The 14,516-nt window shown below is 63.5% G+C and carries 12 protein-coding genes and 1 pseudogene; 11 read left to right on the forward strand and 2 right to left on the reverse strand.

Annotated features, from left to right (window positions below; translation table 11 throughout):
- Window positions 1-387: 387 nt before the first annotated feature.
- The 10 genes and pseudogenes from CSQ87_RS11295 to CSQ87_RS05440 form a co-directional block, all read left to right on the forward strand.
- A pseudogene (locus tag CSQ87_RS11295) lies at window positions 388-838 on the forward strand (RNA methyltransferase); the annotation flags it as partial.
- Window positions 839-891: 53 nt separating this feature from the next.
- Entirely contained in the window at window positions 892-1,248 is a 357-nt protein-coding gene (locus CSQ87_RS11300) for a TrmH family RNA methyltransferase (RefSeq protein WP_423734777.1), read from the forward strand.
- A 179-nt stretch (window positions 1,249-1,427) separates the two neighbouring features.
- Complete coding sequence (locus CSQ87_RS05405; RefSeq protein ID WP_100512854.1) at window positions 1,428-2,531, forward strand: ATP-binding cassette domain-containing protein; 1,104 nt, start codon at window positions 1,428-1,430, stop codon at window positions 2,529-2,531.
- Window positions 2,532-2,875: 344 nt separating this feature from the next.
- Window positions 2,876-3,757, forward strand: a complete 882-nt coding sequence (locus tag CSQ87_RS05410) for a hypothetical protein (RefSeq protein WP_165776749.1) — start codon at window positions 2,876-2,878, stop codon at window positions 3,755-3,757.
- Between the two features lie 137 nt (window positions 3,758-3,894).
- Window positions 3,895-4,185 (forward strand): Asp-tRNA(Asn)/Glu-tRNA(Gln) amidotransferase subunit GatC, encoded by a 291-nt coding sequence (gene gatC, locus CSQ87_RS05415; protein ID WP_100510890.1) that lies wholly within the window; start codon window positions 3,895-3,897, stop codon window positions 4,183-4,185.
- Between the two features lie 18 nt (window positions 4,186-4,203).
- Complete coding sequence (gene gatA, locus CSQ87_RS05420; protein ID WP_100512856.1) at window positions 4,204-5,739, forward strand: Asp-tRNA(Asn)/Glu-tRNA(Gln) amidotransferase subunit GatA; 1,536 nt, start codon at window positions 4,204-4,206, stop codon at window positions 5,737-5,739.
- A gap of 34 nt (window positions 5,740-5,773) precedes the next feature.
- Window positions 5,774-7,273 carry an Asp-tRNA(Asn)/Glu-tRNA(Gln) amidotransferase subunit GatB gene (gatB, locus tag CSQ87_RS05425; protein WP_100512857.1) on the forward strand — a complete coding sequence of 500 codons (1,500 nt, stop codon included), beginning with the start codon at window positions 5,774-5,776 and terminating at the stop codon, window positions 7,271-7,273.
- Between the two features lie 449 nt (window positions 7,274-7,722).
- The gene (locus CSQ87_RS05430) at window positions 7,723-8,754 is read left to right on the forward strand and encodes a GNAT family N-acetyltransferase (RefSeq protein ID WP_100512858.1); all 1,032 of its coding nucleotides are present in this window, start codon (window positions 7,723-7,725) and stop codon (window positions 8,752-8,754) included.
- The gene (locus CSQ87_RS05435) at window positions 8,744-9,058 is read left to right on the forward strand and encodes a DUF2469 domain-containing protein (RefSeq protein WP_100512859.1); all 315 of its coding nucleotides are present in this window, start codon (window positions 8,744-8,746) and stop codon (window positions 9,056-9,058) included. The genes CSQ87_RS05430 and CSQ87_RS05435 overlap by 11 nt, the downstream gene beginning before the upstream one ends.
- A gap of 228 nt (window positions 9,059-9,286) precedes the next feature.
- On the forward strand, window positions 9,287-10,876 hold the full coding sequence (locus CSQ87_RS05440) for an NAD(P)/FAD-dependent oxidoreductase (RefSeq protein ID WP_100512860.1): 1,590 nt from the start codon (window positions 9,287-9,289) through the stop codon (window positions 10,874-10,876).
- A gap of 980 nt (window positions 10,877-11,856) precedes the next feature.
- Here CSQ87_RS05440 and CSQ87_RS05445 read toward each other — a convergent pair.
- Together CSQ87_RS05445 and trxA are read right to left on the reverse strand one after the other, a co-directional pair.
- The gene (locus CSQ87_RS05445) at window positions 11,857-12,948 is read right to left on the reverse strand and encodes an aggregation-promoting factor C-terminal-like domain-containing protein (protein ID WP_100512861.1); all 1,092 of its coding nucleotides are present in this window, start codon (window positions 12,946-12,948) and stop codon (window positions 11,857-11,859) included.
- 216 nt (window positions 12,949-13,164) lie between these two features.
- Window positions 13,165-13,491, reverse strand: coding sequence for a thioredoxin (gene trxA / locus CSQ87_RS05450; protein ID WP_100512862.1), 327 nt, complete (start codon window positions 13,489-13,491; stop codon window positions 13,165-13,167).
- 338 nt (window positions 13,492-13,829) lie between these two features.
- Here trxA and CSQ87_RS05455 point away from each other — a divergent pair, with 338 nt between their 5' ends.
- Entirely contained in the window at window positions 13,830-14,459 is a 630-nt protein-coding gene (locus CSQ87_RS05455; RefSeq protein WP_100512863.1) for an NUDIX hydrolase family protein, read from the forward strand.
- Window positions 14,460-14,516: the final 57 nt, after the last annotated feature.

Genomic DNA, 14,516 nt, shown 5'->3' on the forward strand with positions numbered 1-14,516 from the left:
GTGGAATAGTCCGGCGCCCTCGACTCCGTCACCTGCCCCCGCCGCCAGAACCTGCTCCCGCAGGCGGGGGCTGGCTGCCGCAGGCAGACTGGGGGTGGTCGAATGAAGCTTGGGGATTCGACCACCCTCAGTCTCGCTTCGCGAGACAGCTCCCGCAGGCGGGAGCGGTTCGCATTTGCGGTCGGAATATGATGCTGCGGGCCTTCGCTCGCCTGTCGGCTCGCATTTCGCCTACGGGTGGATCCGCCGTCCGCTCCACGGCGAAACACCATAACAAATGGGCAACAAGTTGTGCGGGTTTGCGGGTTCTTGCGTCCTCGCGCCTCAGGATCGTCTACGATGACTTCCGGTGTTAGCGGTATCGGCTACGTACAAGGAGGTCGTTCGGTGAGGGAGCCCAATCCGATTACCAAGGCTGCGATGCAGTCTGGTGAGCCAACGTTCCGCGAAGTAGGTGTGGGCCCGTGGGATCAGACCCATCCGAATGTCCCGCGTCCCGATGACCTCGGCGACCCGGCCAACTACGATCCCCGATTCGATACCACGCTGCTCGACGAAGGCGATCGTCGCAACGTGCTTGACAAGTACCGGTACTGGAAGGTCTCGGCGATCAAGGCCGATCTCGATGCCGCGCAGCGTCACCCGTTCGAGGTGGCGATCGAAAACTGGACGCACGATTTCAACATCGGTTCGATGGTCCGCACCGCCAACGCGTTCGCCGCGGCGAAGGTGCATATCGTCGGCCCGCACAAGTGGAACCGCAAGGGTGCGCTGATGACCGAACTGTATCAGCACATCGAATACCATCCCTCCATCGCCGAACTGGTCCACGACTGGCGCAGGGAGCTGGGCGCCGACATCACGCGCATGCAGGCCGAGCAGATACAGATCATGACCGAGCTGCACCGCTTCTTCGACGTGACCGCCACCGCCCGCGGCCTGATGGCCCACCGCCGTCTGCTGCTGGAATCCCGGTACGCCGAGCTGCAGGAGGCCATCGCCGACGCCCGCGAGGCGAAGATCATCGCGATGGACATCATCCCCAGCGCGGTGCCGATCGAAACCTACCGGTTCCCGAAGCGCTGCCTGCTGCTGTTCGGCGCGGAAGGCCCGGGCCTGAGCGAAAAGGCGCTGGAACTGGCCGACGACGTGGTGTTCATCTCCCAGTTCGGCTCGGTCCGTTCGATCAACGCCGGCGCGGCCGCCGCGGTCTCCATGCACGCCTGGATCGCCCAGCACGCCGCGTAGTGCTATCGCAGCCCGTGGTGAATTCTGATGATGGGCTTGCCCCCGCCAGCGGGGGCACGAAGTGGAGGGGTGCAGTCTCGATGAGCAGCCGGCTCCCGGAATCGACGAGGCGAGGAAGGGCGCAAAATCGTACCGGGGGATGACTGTCGTTCCGCCCCCGTATCTGCTACGGTCGAATCATGATCGAAGTAGAGAAGCTCGTCAAGACCTTCGCGGGAAGGAAGGTGCTTGACGGCGTCTCCTTCACTGCGCGCAACGGTCGCGTCACCGGGTTCCTTGGCCCCAACGGAGCGGGCAAGTCCACCACCATGAAGGCGCTGCTGAACCTCATCCATCCCGATTCCGGCCGGTCGTTCATCGACGGCCGCCCGTTCACCAAGCTCAGTTCCCCCATGCGCTCGGTGGGGGCCGTGCTCGACGCCCGTTCGGCGCACAAGGGCATGAAGGCCGAAACCTATCTGCGCTCGCTGGCCCTGACCAACGGCATTCCGAAGTCCCGCGTGGACGAGGTGATGGCCATCACCGGCATCGGCAAGGTCGCCTCACGCCGGGCCGGCACGTTCTCACTCGGCATGAGTCAGCGCCTCGCCATCGCGGCGGCCCTGCTGGGCGACCCGCACAATCTCGTGCTCGACGAGCCGATCAACGGCCTCGACCCGGAGGGCGTGAAATGGGTTCGCGATCTGTGCCGGTACTACGCTTCGCAGGGCCGGACGGTACTGCTCAGCTCCCATCTGATGAGCGAGGTGGCGATCACCGCCGACGATCTGGTGATCATCGGCCGTGGACGGATCCTTACGCAGACCACGGTCGAACGGTTCGTCGGCGAGCATTCCCGGCACGACGTGCGCGTGGTCACCCCCGATCCCGACCGGCTGCGGCAGGTGTTCGCCGCGGCGCGGGGCATCACGATCACCCCGGATGATCGGCGGGAGGGCGACCCCGAACGCAGCTGGGCCGTCCGGATCGCCGGCGCCCCGCTGGAGGCGATCGCCGGGAGCATCGCGCATCATCAGCTGGTGGTCTATCAGCTGGTGCAGGAGCGCGGATCGTTGGAGGACGCCTACATGGAGCTGACCCGCACGGCCGGCGAATACCATACGCGGGCGCCCGGCATCGAAGCCGGCCCGAGTGAGCCGAACAGGATCGGTCGGGCCGGGCACGGTTCGGACGGTCACGGTCTGAACGGGACTGGTCTGGACAGGAATGGTCTGAATGGGACCGGTCCGAACAGGAATGGTCCGCACAGGAATGGTCCGAACAGGGGAGGGGAGACCCGATGAGCGAGATACGACACGGATCCGGACCGAAACGCCGACGTCGTCACGCGGCCCCGAAAGGTGGTCCGGCACGGTCGGTCGATCAATCCGTCCCGGTCAGATCAGCCGGTTCGTCCCGAGCCGCCGATTCGGTCAGACCGAATGATCCGATCAATCAGTCCAACTCTATCGGTCAGGCTGACCCGATCAATCAGGCTGGCCCGATCAATCAATCCACTTCGGTCAATCAGTCCGGTCCCGCCAATCCGATCGGCCCGACCACCCCACCCGATCCTCCGCGCCGACGCCGACGTCAATGCGACTCCCTGCTGCCCGCAGTGCCCAACGGCCGGCTGAGCATGCGGGGCATGGTCCGGTCCGAAGCGGTAAAGCTCGCCGGACTCAAATCCACGTACTGGCTGCTCGGCCTGACGATGATCCTGCTGCCGGCCGGCAGCGCGCTCGCCGCCTGGGCGCGCAACCTCATGGCCTCCGTCCAGAACTCGTCGCAGAACCCCAACCCCGATCCCGTACCGATCGTCCCCGCCACGGACTTGTGGGCGTGCGTCGGCGGATTCATCGGCACCGTCGCCCTGATCTCGGCGATCTTCGGCGTTCTGGCCATCACCGCGGAATACTCCACCAAATCGATCCAATCCACCCTCACCGCCAGCCCCGACCGTGTGCGGCTCCTCGCCGCCAAATCATGGGTGACCGGCGTCTTCGTCTTCGCCGCCACACTGGTCGGACTGCTGATCTCATGGGCGCTCGTGACGATCATGGCCGGCCAATGGCAGTGGCGGGTCACCCCGCTTGCCGGGAATCAGCGGCACCTGCCGTGGGTGGTCATGCTCGGCGGGCCGCTCGTGCTGATGCTCATCGCCCGCATGGCCCTCGGCATCGGCGCGATCATCCGCTCCACGGTCGGGGCCGTGCTTACGCTGATCGGCCTCCTGACCATCCTGCCCACCGCGGCGAGCCTGTTCGTCGCCGTTGCGAACCAACGGTGGCTGTCCGTGCTCGTCGATCTGCTGCCGTCCTCGGCGATCGGCACGTTCATGCAGGCCGGGGCCTCCGATACCGTAGCCGGCACGGACGGTTCGGCTGTGGGCTCGGTGGACGGTTCGGCTGTGGGTTCGGCGGTGCTGTGGAGCCCGAACTGGTGGCAGAGTCTGTTGGTCCTCATCGTCTGGTGGCTGGTGGCCGACGCCATCGGCACCCTGATCTTCCGCAGAACCGACATCCGCTGACCGGGCCGAATCGGTCATATCCACGGATCTTTGGCAAAAACCAGCTTTTACAGGCCGATTTCGCGGTCTTCAAGCTTGCCTTGACCAAAAACCGATGTATTGACTGCTCGTCACACTTGCGCTTTATAGTGGGCACTATGCCTACATTCACACGTGAACAGATCGAGCATTTGGGCGACCTGGCCCGAATCGCCCTGACCGACGAAGAGATCACCCGACTGCAGGGCGAACTGAACGTCATCGCAGATTCCATCAACGAAGTACAGAAGGTCGCCGGCGACGACGTCAAGCCGACCGCCAACCCGGTGCCGCTGGAAGCCTACCTGCGTCCGGACGTGGCCGAGACGCCGCTCACCCAGGCCGAGGCGCTCGCCGGCGGTCCGAAGACCGAAGCCGGTATGTTCGTGGCCCCGCGTATTCAGGAATAAGAGGGGGATTCGCACACTATGACTGACGCAACCGAACTGGTGAAGCTCTCCGCCGCCGAGATGGCCGCGAAGATCAGGAACAAGGAAGTCTCCAGCCGCGAGCTGACCGAGGCGCATCTGGCCGTCATCGAGAAGGCCGAGCCGAGCATCGACGCCTTCCTCAAGGTGTCCGCCGAAACCGCGCTCGCCGAAGCCGACGCCTTCGACGCCAAGAACGCCAAGGGCGAGACCGAGGGCCTGCCCGAGCTGGCCGGCGTGCCGATCGCCATCAAGGACATGATCGTCACCAAGGGCATCGAGACCACCGCCGCCTCGAAGATCCTCGAAGGCTGGGTGCCGCCGTACGACGCCACCGTGATCGAGAAGATCAAGGCCGCCGGCATGCCGATCCTCGGCAAGACCAACCTCGACGAGTTCGCCCAGGGCTCCTCCACCGAGCACTCCGCGTTCAAGACCACCAAGAACCCGTGGAACACCGAGCACGTACCCGGCGGCTCCGGCGGCGGCTCCGCCTCCGCGGTCGGCGCGTTCGAGGCCCCGATCGCCCTCGGCACCGACACCGGCGGCTCCATCCGCCAGCCCGGCGCCTTCACCGGCACCGTCGGCGTGAAGCCCACCTACGGCGGCGTGAGCCGTTTCGGCGCCATCGCCATGGCCTCCTCGCTCGACCAGATCGGCCCGGTCTCCCGCACCGTGCTCGACGCCGCGCTGCTGCACGAGGTCATCGGCGGCCACGATCGCCGCGACTCCACCTCCATCCCGCGCGAGGTCCCGCCGGTCGTGGCGGCCGCCCGTGAAGGCCAGAAGATGGACCTCAAGGGCGTGAAGGTCGGCCTGATCAAGGAACTCGGCGGCGAAGGCTTCCAGCCCGACGTCGAGGCCCGCTTCAACGAGTCCGTCAAGCTGCTCGAGGACATGGGCGCCGAGGTCGTGGAGATCTCCTGCCCGCACTTCCCGGCCGCGCTCGGCGCCTACTACATCATCATGCCGTCCGAGGTGTCCTCCAACCTCGCCCGCTACGACGGTATGCGCTACGGCCTGCGCGTGATGCCGCCGGCCGGCGTGCCGCAGACCGCCGCCAACATGATGGCCTACACCCGTGAGGCCGGCTTCGGCGACGAGGTCAAGCGCCGTATCATCCTCGGCACCTACGCCCTGTCCGCCGGCTACTACGACGCCTGGTACGGCAGCGCCCAGAAGGTGCGCACGCTGATCATCGAGGACTTCGCCAAGGCCTTCGAGCAGGTGGACGTGCTCGTCTCCCCGACGGCCCCGACCACCGCGTTCAAGTTCGGCGAGAAGACCGCCGACCCGATCACCATGTACCTCGGCGACGTGGCCACCATCCCCGCCAACATGGGCGGCGTGCCGGCCATGAGCATCCCCGCCGGACTGAGTGCGGACGGCCTGCCCGTCGGCTTCCAGTTCTTCGCCCCGCAGATGCAGGACGAGAAGATGTACAAGCCCGCCGCGGCCCTCGAAGCCGCTCTGGAAGGCAAGTGGGGCGGCCCGGTGTGGAACAGCCTCAAGACCCCGTGGCTGGACGAAGCCTGAGGGCGTACGGAAGCACACGCATTAGGAGCAGACAATGGCAGATAAACTCATGAAATTCTCCGAGGCCGTCAAGAAGTACGACCCCGTCATCGGCCTTGAAACCCACGTTGAGCTCAGCACGAACACCAAGCTGTTCTGCCCCGCGCACGTCGAGTTCGGCGGTGAGCCGAACACCCAGCTCACCCCGGTGAGCCTCGGCCTGCCGGGCAGCCTGCCGGTGGTCAACAAGGCCGCGGTGGACTACGCGATCAAGCTGGGCCTCGCCCTGCACTGCGAGATCAACGAGTGGAGCCAGTTCGCCCGCAAGAACTACTTCTACCCGGACATGCCGCGCGACTACCAGATCTCCCAGTACGACAAGCCGACCAACGGCAACGGCTACCTCGACGTCGAGCTTGACGACGGCACGATCTTCCGCGTGCCGATCGAGCGCGCCCACATCGAGGACGACGCCGGCAAGAACACCCACATCGGTGGTGCCGACGGCCGCATCGAAGGCGCCGACCACTCCCTCGTGGACTACAACCGTGCCGGCGTGCCGCTGATCGAGATCGTGACCAAGCCGATCGAAGGCGTGGGCGCCCGCGCCGCCGAGATCGCCGGAGCCTACATGCGCACCCTGCGTGACATCGTGCGTGCGCTGAACATCAGCCACGCCCGCATGGAGCAGGGCAACATGCGCGCCGACGTCAACGTCTCGCTGCGCCCCAGCCCCGACGATCCGTACGGCACCCGTTCCGAAACCAAGAACGTGAACTCGTTCCGCGGCATCGAGAAGACCATCACGTACGAGATCCGCCGTCAGGCCGCCCGCCTCGACGAAGGCAAGGAGATCCTGCAGGAGACCCGCCACTGGGACGAGTCCACGCAGACCACCGCCGGCGGCCGCGTCAAGACCGACGCCGACGACTACCGCTACTTCCCCGATCCCGATCTGGTGATGCTGCACATCACCAAGGAGCACATCGAGGAAATGAAGGCCCAGATGCCGGAGATGCCGCGTGAGCGCCGCAACCGCCTGCAGAAGGAATGGAACCTGACCGACCTGCAGATGCGCGACATCATCAACGCCGACGCCCTCGACCTCATCGAGGAGACGGTGAAGGCCGGAGCCAAGGCCGCCGGCGCCCGCAAGTGGTGGCTGGGCGAGATCTCCCGCGCCGCCAACGCCAAGGAGGTCAGCCTCGAGGAGCTGCCGATCACCCCGGCCGACGTGGCCGAGGTCGAGAAGCTCATCGCCTCCGGCAAGCTCAACGACAAGCTCGCCAAGCAGACCGTCGCCGGCGTGCTCGCCGGTGAGGGCACCCCGGCCGAGGTCGTCAAGAAGCACGGCTACCAGGTGGTCGAGGATACCGGCGCCATCGAGAAGGCCGTGGACGACGCGCTCGCCGCGAACCCCGACGTGTTCGAGAAGCTCAAGAGCGGCAACATGAAGCCGATGGGCGTGATCATCGGCGCCGTGATGAAGGCGACGCGCGGTCAGGCCGACGCCAAGGCCGTCACCAAGATCGTCATGTCCAAGGTGAAGGGCTGAGTCCGTTAAGAAAACGCCAGAGCCGTTTTTAGGACTCAGGCGAGCCGACAGGATTTCACCGAAATAATGAACGGCAGAGCCGTTCATCGGTGAAATGCGAGCCGACAGGCGAGTGAAGGCCCGAAGCGCAGGCTTCCCCCTCTGGGGGAAGCTGTCGGCGTCAGCCGACTGATGAGGGGGCCTAGAGCGCATCTCCGCCCGTGTCACCTCATCCGTCCGGCTTACGCCGGCCACCTTCCCCTCAAGGGGAAGGCAAGGGGTTGCCGACTGATGAGGGGCCTGGAGCATATCTCCGCTCCACGCTCGTCTGCCGTCCGCCGGCGAAAGCTTAAAACTGCCTTAAAATTTCGGCTTGTCCTCTGTGGCGGATTGGATTCCCCGTGTATCCTATATGCGGGGAATCCGTCATGGAAGACGGCAACTACACGAGCGAGCCTAGAAAGTCGAATATGTCAGTAGCAAACGTCAACGTCGAGGAAGGAACCGCGGAGGCCACGATCTCCCGTACGCTTCCGAGCAGTCTCAACATTCCTGAGATCAATGGCGAAATGGTGCGTCTTCGCCCCGCGACGATGGACGACTATGCTCTGATGGACGATCTGCAGGCCTACTACAACGCTTCCGGCATCACCGGCAAGGACGCGCAGGCGGAAAAGGCGCTGGTCCACACCTGGGTCGGCCGATCCGTCGCATGGTCCAAGGGCCTCAGTCCCGAAGAATCCGGCGTGGGCGATCCGGAATCCCGCCGTACCATCGCCTGGGCGGTCATGGCCGACTCCGATCCGGATGATGACGATCCCGACGACCGGTCCAAGGTCATCGGCATGATCTTCCTGATCGACATCGACAGCTGGGCGAAATCCGCCCGCATTCAGGTCATGCTTGGCAAGGACTACCGCGGCCGCGGCTATTCGCGAGACGCCATGCCCCGCGTCATGACCTACGGGTTCGCGCCCGAACCGGCCGGACTGGGACTGCACCGCATCTGGGTGGCGGTTCCCGAGAAGAACACCCGATCGCTGTCGGTGTACCAGTCGCTTGGTTTCACCAAAGAGGGCGTCTCCCGTCACGCCCTGTGGGACGATGCCAACCACCGGTATCAGGATCAGGTGGTTCTGGGCACGCTGGTCGACGAATACGATCCGATCCGATCGCTCGACGCGTTCGGCATGCATCTGATCGAAGACAATCCCGGCGTGCGTGAGGCCCTCGCCGCCCGCGAGCATTCGCTGGCCTTGGAGGTCAACCGCGGTAAGGGCGAGCCGATGAGCAACCATGAGCTCGACGGCGAACTGACCGAAATACTGGCCGGGGAGGGCGACGGCAACGCCGCCGCGAACTCCGGCGACGCAGACAAGAGTCAGGAGCAGGTCTCCTGGCCGTATTCGAACCGAGACGAGGAAGGCGCGGAACGCTCCAAGCGGGCGTGGTGGCGCAACCTCGGCAACAACAGGACAAGAGGGAGGGCCGATGAGCGCTGAGGATCTCGATAATTACGAGACTGACGCGGAGCTGGCTCTATATCGCGAATATCGTGACGTCATCAAGCTCTTCACCTACGTGGTGGAGACCGAACGACGGTTCTATCTGGCCAACAAGGTGGATTTCAACGTGCGATCCGCCGGCCAGGACGTCTACTTCGACGTCCAGCTGACCGACGCCTGGGTATGGGACGTGTACCGACCCAGCCGATTCGTCCGCAACGTCCGCATTGTGACGTTCAAGGACGTCAACGTCGAGGAAGTGCAGAAAACCGACCTCGACATTCCCGAGGACATCGCGTAGAGCCGCATACGACAGGGCCATGTATGGCCGGGACCCCATTCCCCACACGGGAGATGGGGTCTTTTGCTGCGGGGATGATGCGGAACCGTGGCGGAACTGTGCAGAATCGTGGCGGGATCGTGGCGGAACCGTGGCGGAGCAAAGAAACTGTGCGCACATCGGATTTGTGCAGTTCGGCCCCGCGGAGTGTAATAGAGTAGTCACGCTTAAGTTTGATAGGAGATCGACGTGGCTGATAAGAAGGCAGTAGTAATCATTGGCGGTGGCCCTGCCGGCCTTACCGCGGCATGGGAGCTCGTGAAGAACGGCGGCTCCGAACAGTATGACGTGACCGTGCTGGAGGCCACCCGCGAATTCGGTGGCATCTCCCGCACCGTGAAGTACCACGGCAACCGCATGGACATCGGCGGACACCGGTTCTTCTCCAAGGATGATCGGATCATGGACTGGTGGAAGGAGACCCTGCCGCTGCAGGGCGCACCCTCCTATGACGACAAGAAGCTCGGTCGTCACCACGACCTCGAACCCGGCGGCCCCGACCCCGAAAAGACCGATCATGTGATGCTCAAGCGTCACCGCGTCTCCCGCATCTTCTGGAACCACCGGTTCTTCGACTACCCGATCTCGCTGACCCCCAACACCCTCAAGGCCATGGGCTTCAAGCTCACCATGGTCGCCGGATTCTCCTACCTCAAGTCCATGGTGCACAAGCTGCCCGAAACCAACCTGGAGAACTTCTACATCAACCGGTTCGGCCGCAAGCTCTACTCCATGTTCTTCGAGGGTTACACCGAAAAGCTGTGGGGCCGTCACCCCTCCGAAATCTCCGCCGACTGGGGCGCCCAGCGCGTCAAGGGCCTGAGCATCCTCGGCGTCCTCAAGAACGCCTTCTCCAAGCTCATGCCCAAGAAGCGCGACTCCAAGAACGTCGAAACCTCCCTCATCGAGGAATTCTGGTACCCCAAGCTCGGCCCCGGCCAGCTGTGGGAAACCGTCGAACACAACTGCGTCGAAGCCGGCGTCAACGTGATCACCGACGCCAAGGTCGTTCGCATCGATCAGGCCGGCGGCCACATCGCCTCCGTCACCTACCGCGACTCCGAAGGCCACGAAACCACCCTCGAAGCCGACGACTTCATCTCCTCCATGCCCATCAAGGACCTCGTCACCGCCGTCGACGCCTCCGACCAGCCCGCCCCCAAGGACATGACCGCCATCGCCACCGGCCTGCCCTACCGCGACTTCGTCACCGTCGGCCTCCTGTGCAAGAAGCTCCGCATCCGCAACACCACCGACATCCCCACCCTCGGCAACCCGCCCATCGTCCCCGACTGCTGGATCTACGTTCAGGACCCCGGCTACAAGGTCGGCCGCATCCAGGTCTTCAACAACTGGAGCCCCTACCTCGTCAAGGACGTCGACGACACCGTCTGGATCGGCCTCGAATACTTCTGCGAGGAAGGCGACGACTTCTGGAACATGACCGACGAGCAGGCCCGTGACTTCGCCATCAAGGAACTCACCCGCATGCGCGTCATCAACGGCCCCCAGGACGTCCTCGACTCCCATCGCGAACGCGTCCCCAAGGCCTACCCCGCCTACTTCGACACCTGGAACCAGATCGACGAGCTCACCGAATGGCTCGACCACTTCGGCAACCTCTACTGCGTCGGTCGCAACGGCCAGCACCGCTACAACAACCAGGACCACTCCATGGCCACCGCCATCGAAGCTGTCAAGAACATCAAGACCGGTCGGACCAGCAAGAAGAACATCTGGTCGGTCAACACCGAGAAAAGCTACCACGAGGAAAAGTAAATAACGGAGCGTCTTCGGCGTTGCTCCTCGGTCGACGTACCTTCGTACGCCTTCCCTCGGTGCGCCTTGAAGCCGCACACGTTATTTCCTTTTCCCGCTTCGCTGGGTGTTGGGTGTTTCGGGCGCGGCCTGATGGGGATTGGCGCTCGACGTACCTATCGTTGATGGGACCTCGCAGCCATTAGTGGCTGCTCGCATCGCCTACGGACAGTCCACTGGACTGTCCGCTTCACGGCTCAGCACACGTCAATCCCTTTTCCTGCTTCGTTGGAGGTTGGGTGTTTCGGGCTTGGCCTGATGCGGGACTGCTGACGTCGCCTCCACCTTGCCTTCCCCCTTGGGGGAAGGTGGACGGCGGAGCCGGACGGATGAGGGGCCGCGAAGGACCCTGCCCCGCCAGCGGGAGCACAAGGCTGATGGATTGCGGCGCATTTCGCGTCAAATGCGCCGCAATCCAACGCGATTCCGATCATCGCGCATACAAAACCGCATGATTCCAACCTTTTCGGAATCACGATCATCGATCGGCGATGGATCGGAACGCAAAATCGTGAATTTCGCAGTCCGCTCCATCAACATTCGCGGAAATCCGGTGGATTGCGTTGCATAATCACGAAAATGCAGTGCAATCCATCGATATCCGACTGCTCCGATGGATTCCGTTGCATAATCGCCGAAAATCCATCGCAATCCATCACGATCAGCGACGATCTTCCGGACCCGCCGCACACACGGCACCAGCTTTTCTCTCTCCCCAAAGCGGCACTCTCTCCTCATATGCCAAACCGGTCTGAATGCCGAACCATCCTGAATACCAAGCCTGTCCTGATACCCAAAGCGTCCCTACCGATAGCAAATTGCCCTGCCGATCATATGACCGACAGGGCAATGGCGTATATGTAACAGATCCGGACCGGCCCCTATTCGAGGCCCTTACCTACACCCGCGCTGCATCCACTAGCACCAGCTGCAACCATCCTTTAGTACCAGCTGTGGGAGAGCCAGAAGCTGTAGGCGCCCTGGATGCCGCCGTAGCGTTCGTTGCAGTAGCTGATGAACCACTTGAGCTGGGTCTGGTAGTTGTTCTGCCAGTCGGCGCCCGCGGAGGCCATCTTGCTGCCCGGCAGGGCCTGCGGCAGGCCGTACGCGCCGGAGGAGGGGTTCGTAGAATGCGGATCCCAGCCGGACTCGTGGTTGATGATGTACACCAGACCGGTGAAGTCGCCCTCGCTGTAGCCGCTGGAGATCAGGTAGTCGTGGGCCCACTGCTGCATCTCGCCCACCGGAACCGTGGTCCCCACGGAAGCCGAAGACGAAGACGACGAACCCGAGCCAGAGCCGGTCGAACCCGACGAAGAGGATCCCGACGATCCGGTCGATTCGGAACTCGTGGTGCCCGTGCCCACCAGCACCACCTTGTTGGTCGGCGCGGTCTTCACCCAGGAGCTGATCGTGTTGCTGGAGATCACCTTGCTGCCGGCCTTGGTGACCAGGTTCGTGCGGGCCATCACGCCCTTCTTGCCCTCGGTCTTCACCTTCTTGGTGCCGGCGGGCAGCGAATCGGTCTTCTCCTCGACGGTGTTGAACGGGATCTCGGTCTCCGTGGTCTGCACGGTGGAACCGGATCGTTCGATCTTGATGACGGTGGATTCGCTCACCTTGGTGGTCAGCGACGGCGAGACGGTGTCGCCGGACTCCAGCGTGATGCCGCCCTGCTCGAGCACCGACTTCACATCGGTGAAGCTCTCGCCCAGCACCACGCGCGAGTCGCCGTTGATGACGACCTTGACGTATGACGTATTGGCGTCGGCGCCGCCGCGGCCTTCCTTGATGGCCGTACGCACGTCGCCACGGGAGGCCGCCTGGAAGGCACTGACCTCATCGCTCTTCGTGGCGGAATAGGCGGTGATCGTGGAACCGGTGTTGGCGTTGCCGCGATGGTAGAGATTCTGTCCGGCCAAACCGCCACCGACCAGCATGGCCACCACGGCCAGACCTCCGGCCACACCCATCCACTGACGACGGGTGAAACGCTTAAGAATAAAGGTTTTTTCCTTACGATGGCGTGCCATGAATCTCCTTACGACGGCACAAAACAGGCTCACACAATTCCCACATATTACCTACCGATCGTTAACTATGCAAAACACCGGCGATAATTGCCGGTGTTCTCAACGGATCGGTGGTATATTGGCAGTTTTTGCCATACGACTGTGGTATCGGGCGATCGCGGTGGTATCGGGCGATCGCGGTGATATCGGATATTCGATACCGGCCGGATCGGGCGATCACGCAGCCGGTTCGGTGACCTTGCCGATCAGCTCCTCAAGATCGGATTCGCGCAGCGCGCCGGCGTTCTTGAACACCACCTCGCCGTTCTTGATGATGATCAGCGTCGGCACGGCCTGAATGCCCGCGGCCTGCGCCAGACCCTGCTCCTGATCGATGTCGACCTTGGTGAACCAGATGTCGTCGTGCGATTCGCTGGCGGCCTCGTAGATCGGTCCGAAGGCGCGGCACGGACCGCACCAGGTGGCCCAGAAGTCGATGAAGACGAGCGGATGGTTCTTGATGGTCTCCTCGAAGTTTCCGGCGTTCAGCTCGTGAGTGGCCATGACGTTCCCCTTTCGTGGCATGGACGCGCGTGCGCCGCGGGCGGCATGCCCGGTGCGCGACGGCCGATGCCAATACAGTAGACGGTCAATACGGTAGTGACCGGTCAATACGGTAGTGACTATTCCGATAGACACTATTCTGTCGTCAAGCTTCTCACGGATGACGCGGACACGCGAGCGTTCCTCTAGCGGCTGATTGTGGGGGACCGCACAGTTTCCTTCCGAAACCGCACGGTTCCCTCCCCGGATCGCACGGTTCCCTCACGGATCGTCCGAGTTTCTCACGGATTCGTCGTCATTTCACGCAAAGGTCACGTAGAGGAACGATAATGGGGCCCATGCCGGTTTTGAATGACGAAGTGCCCGACGAGGGCGATTACGATGCCTCCCGTCGCCGTGGCGAGTTCGATAACATCACGCCCGACGACTTCATCCGTGGTTCAGGCGCGGGCAACCCCCCGGGGTGGCTGGACGCCATGGACATCGACCATATCCGCCACCAGCTGCCGATCGTGTACGTGGAGATCGTGCCGGTGCGCACCGACGAGTTCGGCCGCATCGCCAAGGTCGGCACGCTGCTGCGCGTAGGCGACGACGGCGCCATCGAACGCACGCTGATCACCGGTCGCGTGCTGTTCCACGAGTCGCTGCGCGAGGCCGTGGCCCGCAACATCTCCAAGGATCTGGGCGACATCGCCCTGCCGATGTTCCCGGTGAGCCTGCAGCCGTTCACCGTGGCCGAGTTCTTCCCGACGCCCGGAGTCTCCGAATTCTACGATCCGCGTCAGCACGCGGTGGCCCTGTGCTACGTGGTGCCGATCGCCGGCGACTGCAAGCCGCAGGACGAGACGCTCGACGTGGAATGGGTGAGCGCCGAGGACGCCGTACGCCCCGACTTCCTCAACCAGCTGACCTGCGGCCACGACGTCGTCCTGCGGCGCGCGCTCGCCTGGGCATCGCTGGGCTGACCGATACGGACTGACCGAAATCGTAAAGATCGTAGGAAATCGTAAGGATCGTAGGGA

Source organism: Bifidobacterium simiarum (genome assembly GCF_002802905.1).
Taxonomy (GTDB): Bacteria; Actinomycetota; Actinomycetes; order Actinomycetales; family Bifidobacteriaceae; genus Galliscardovia; species Galliscardovia simiarum.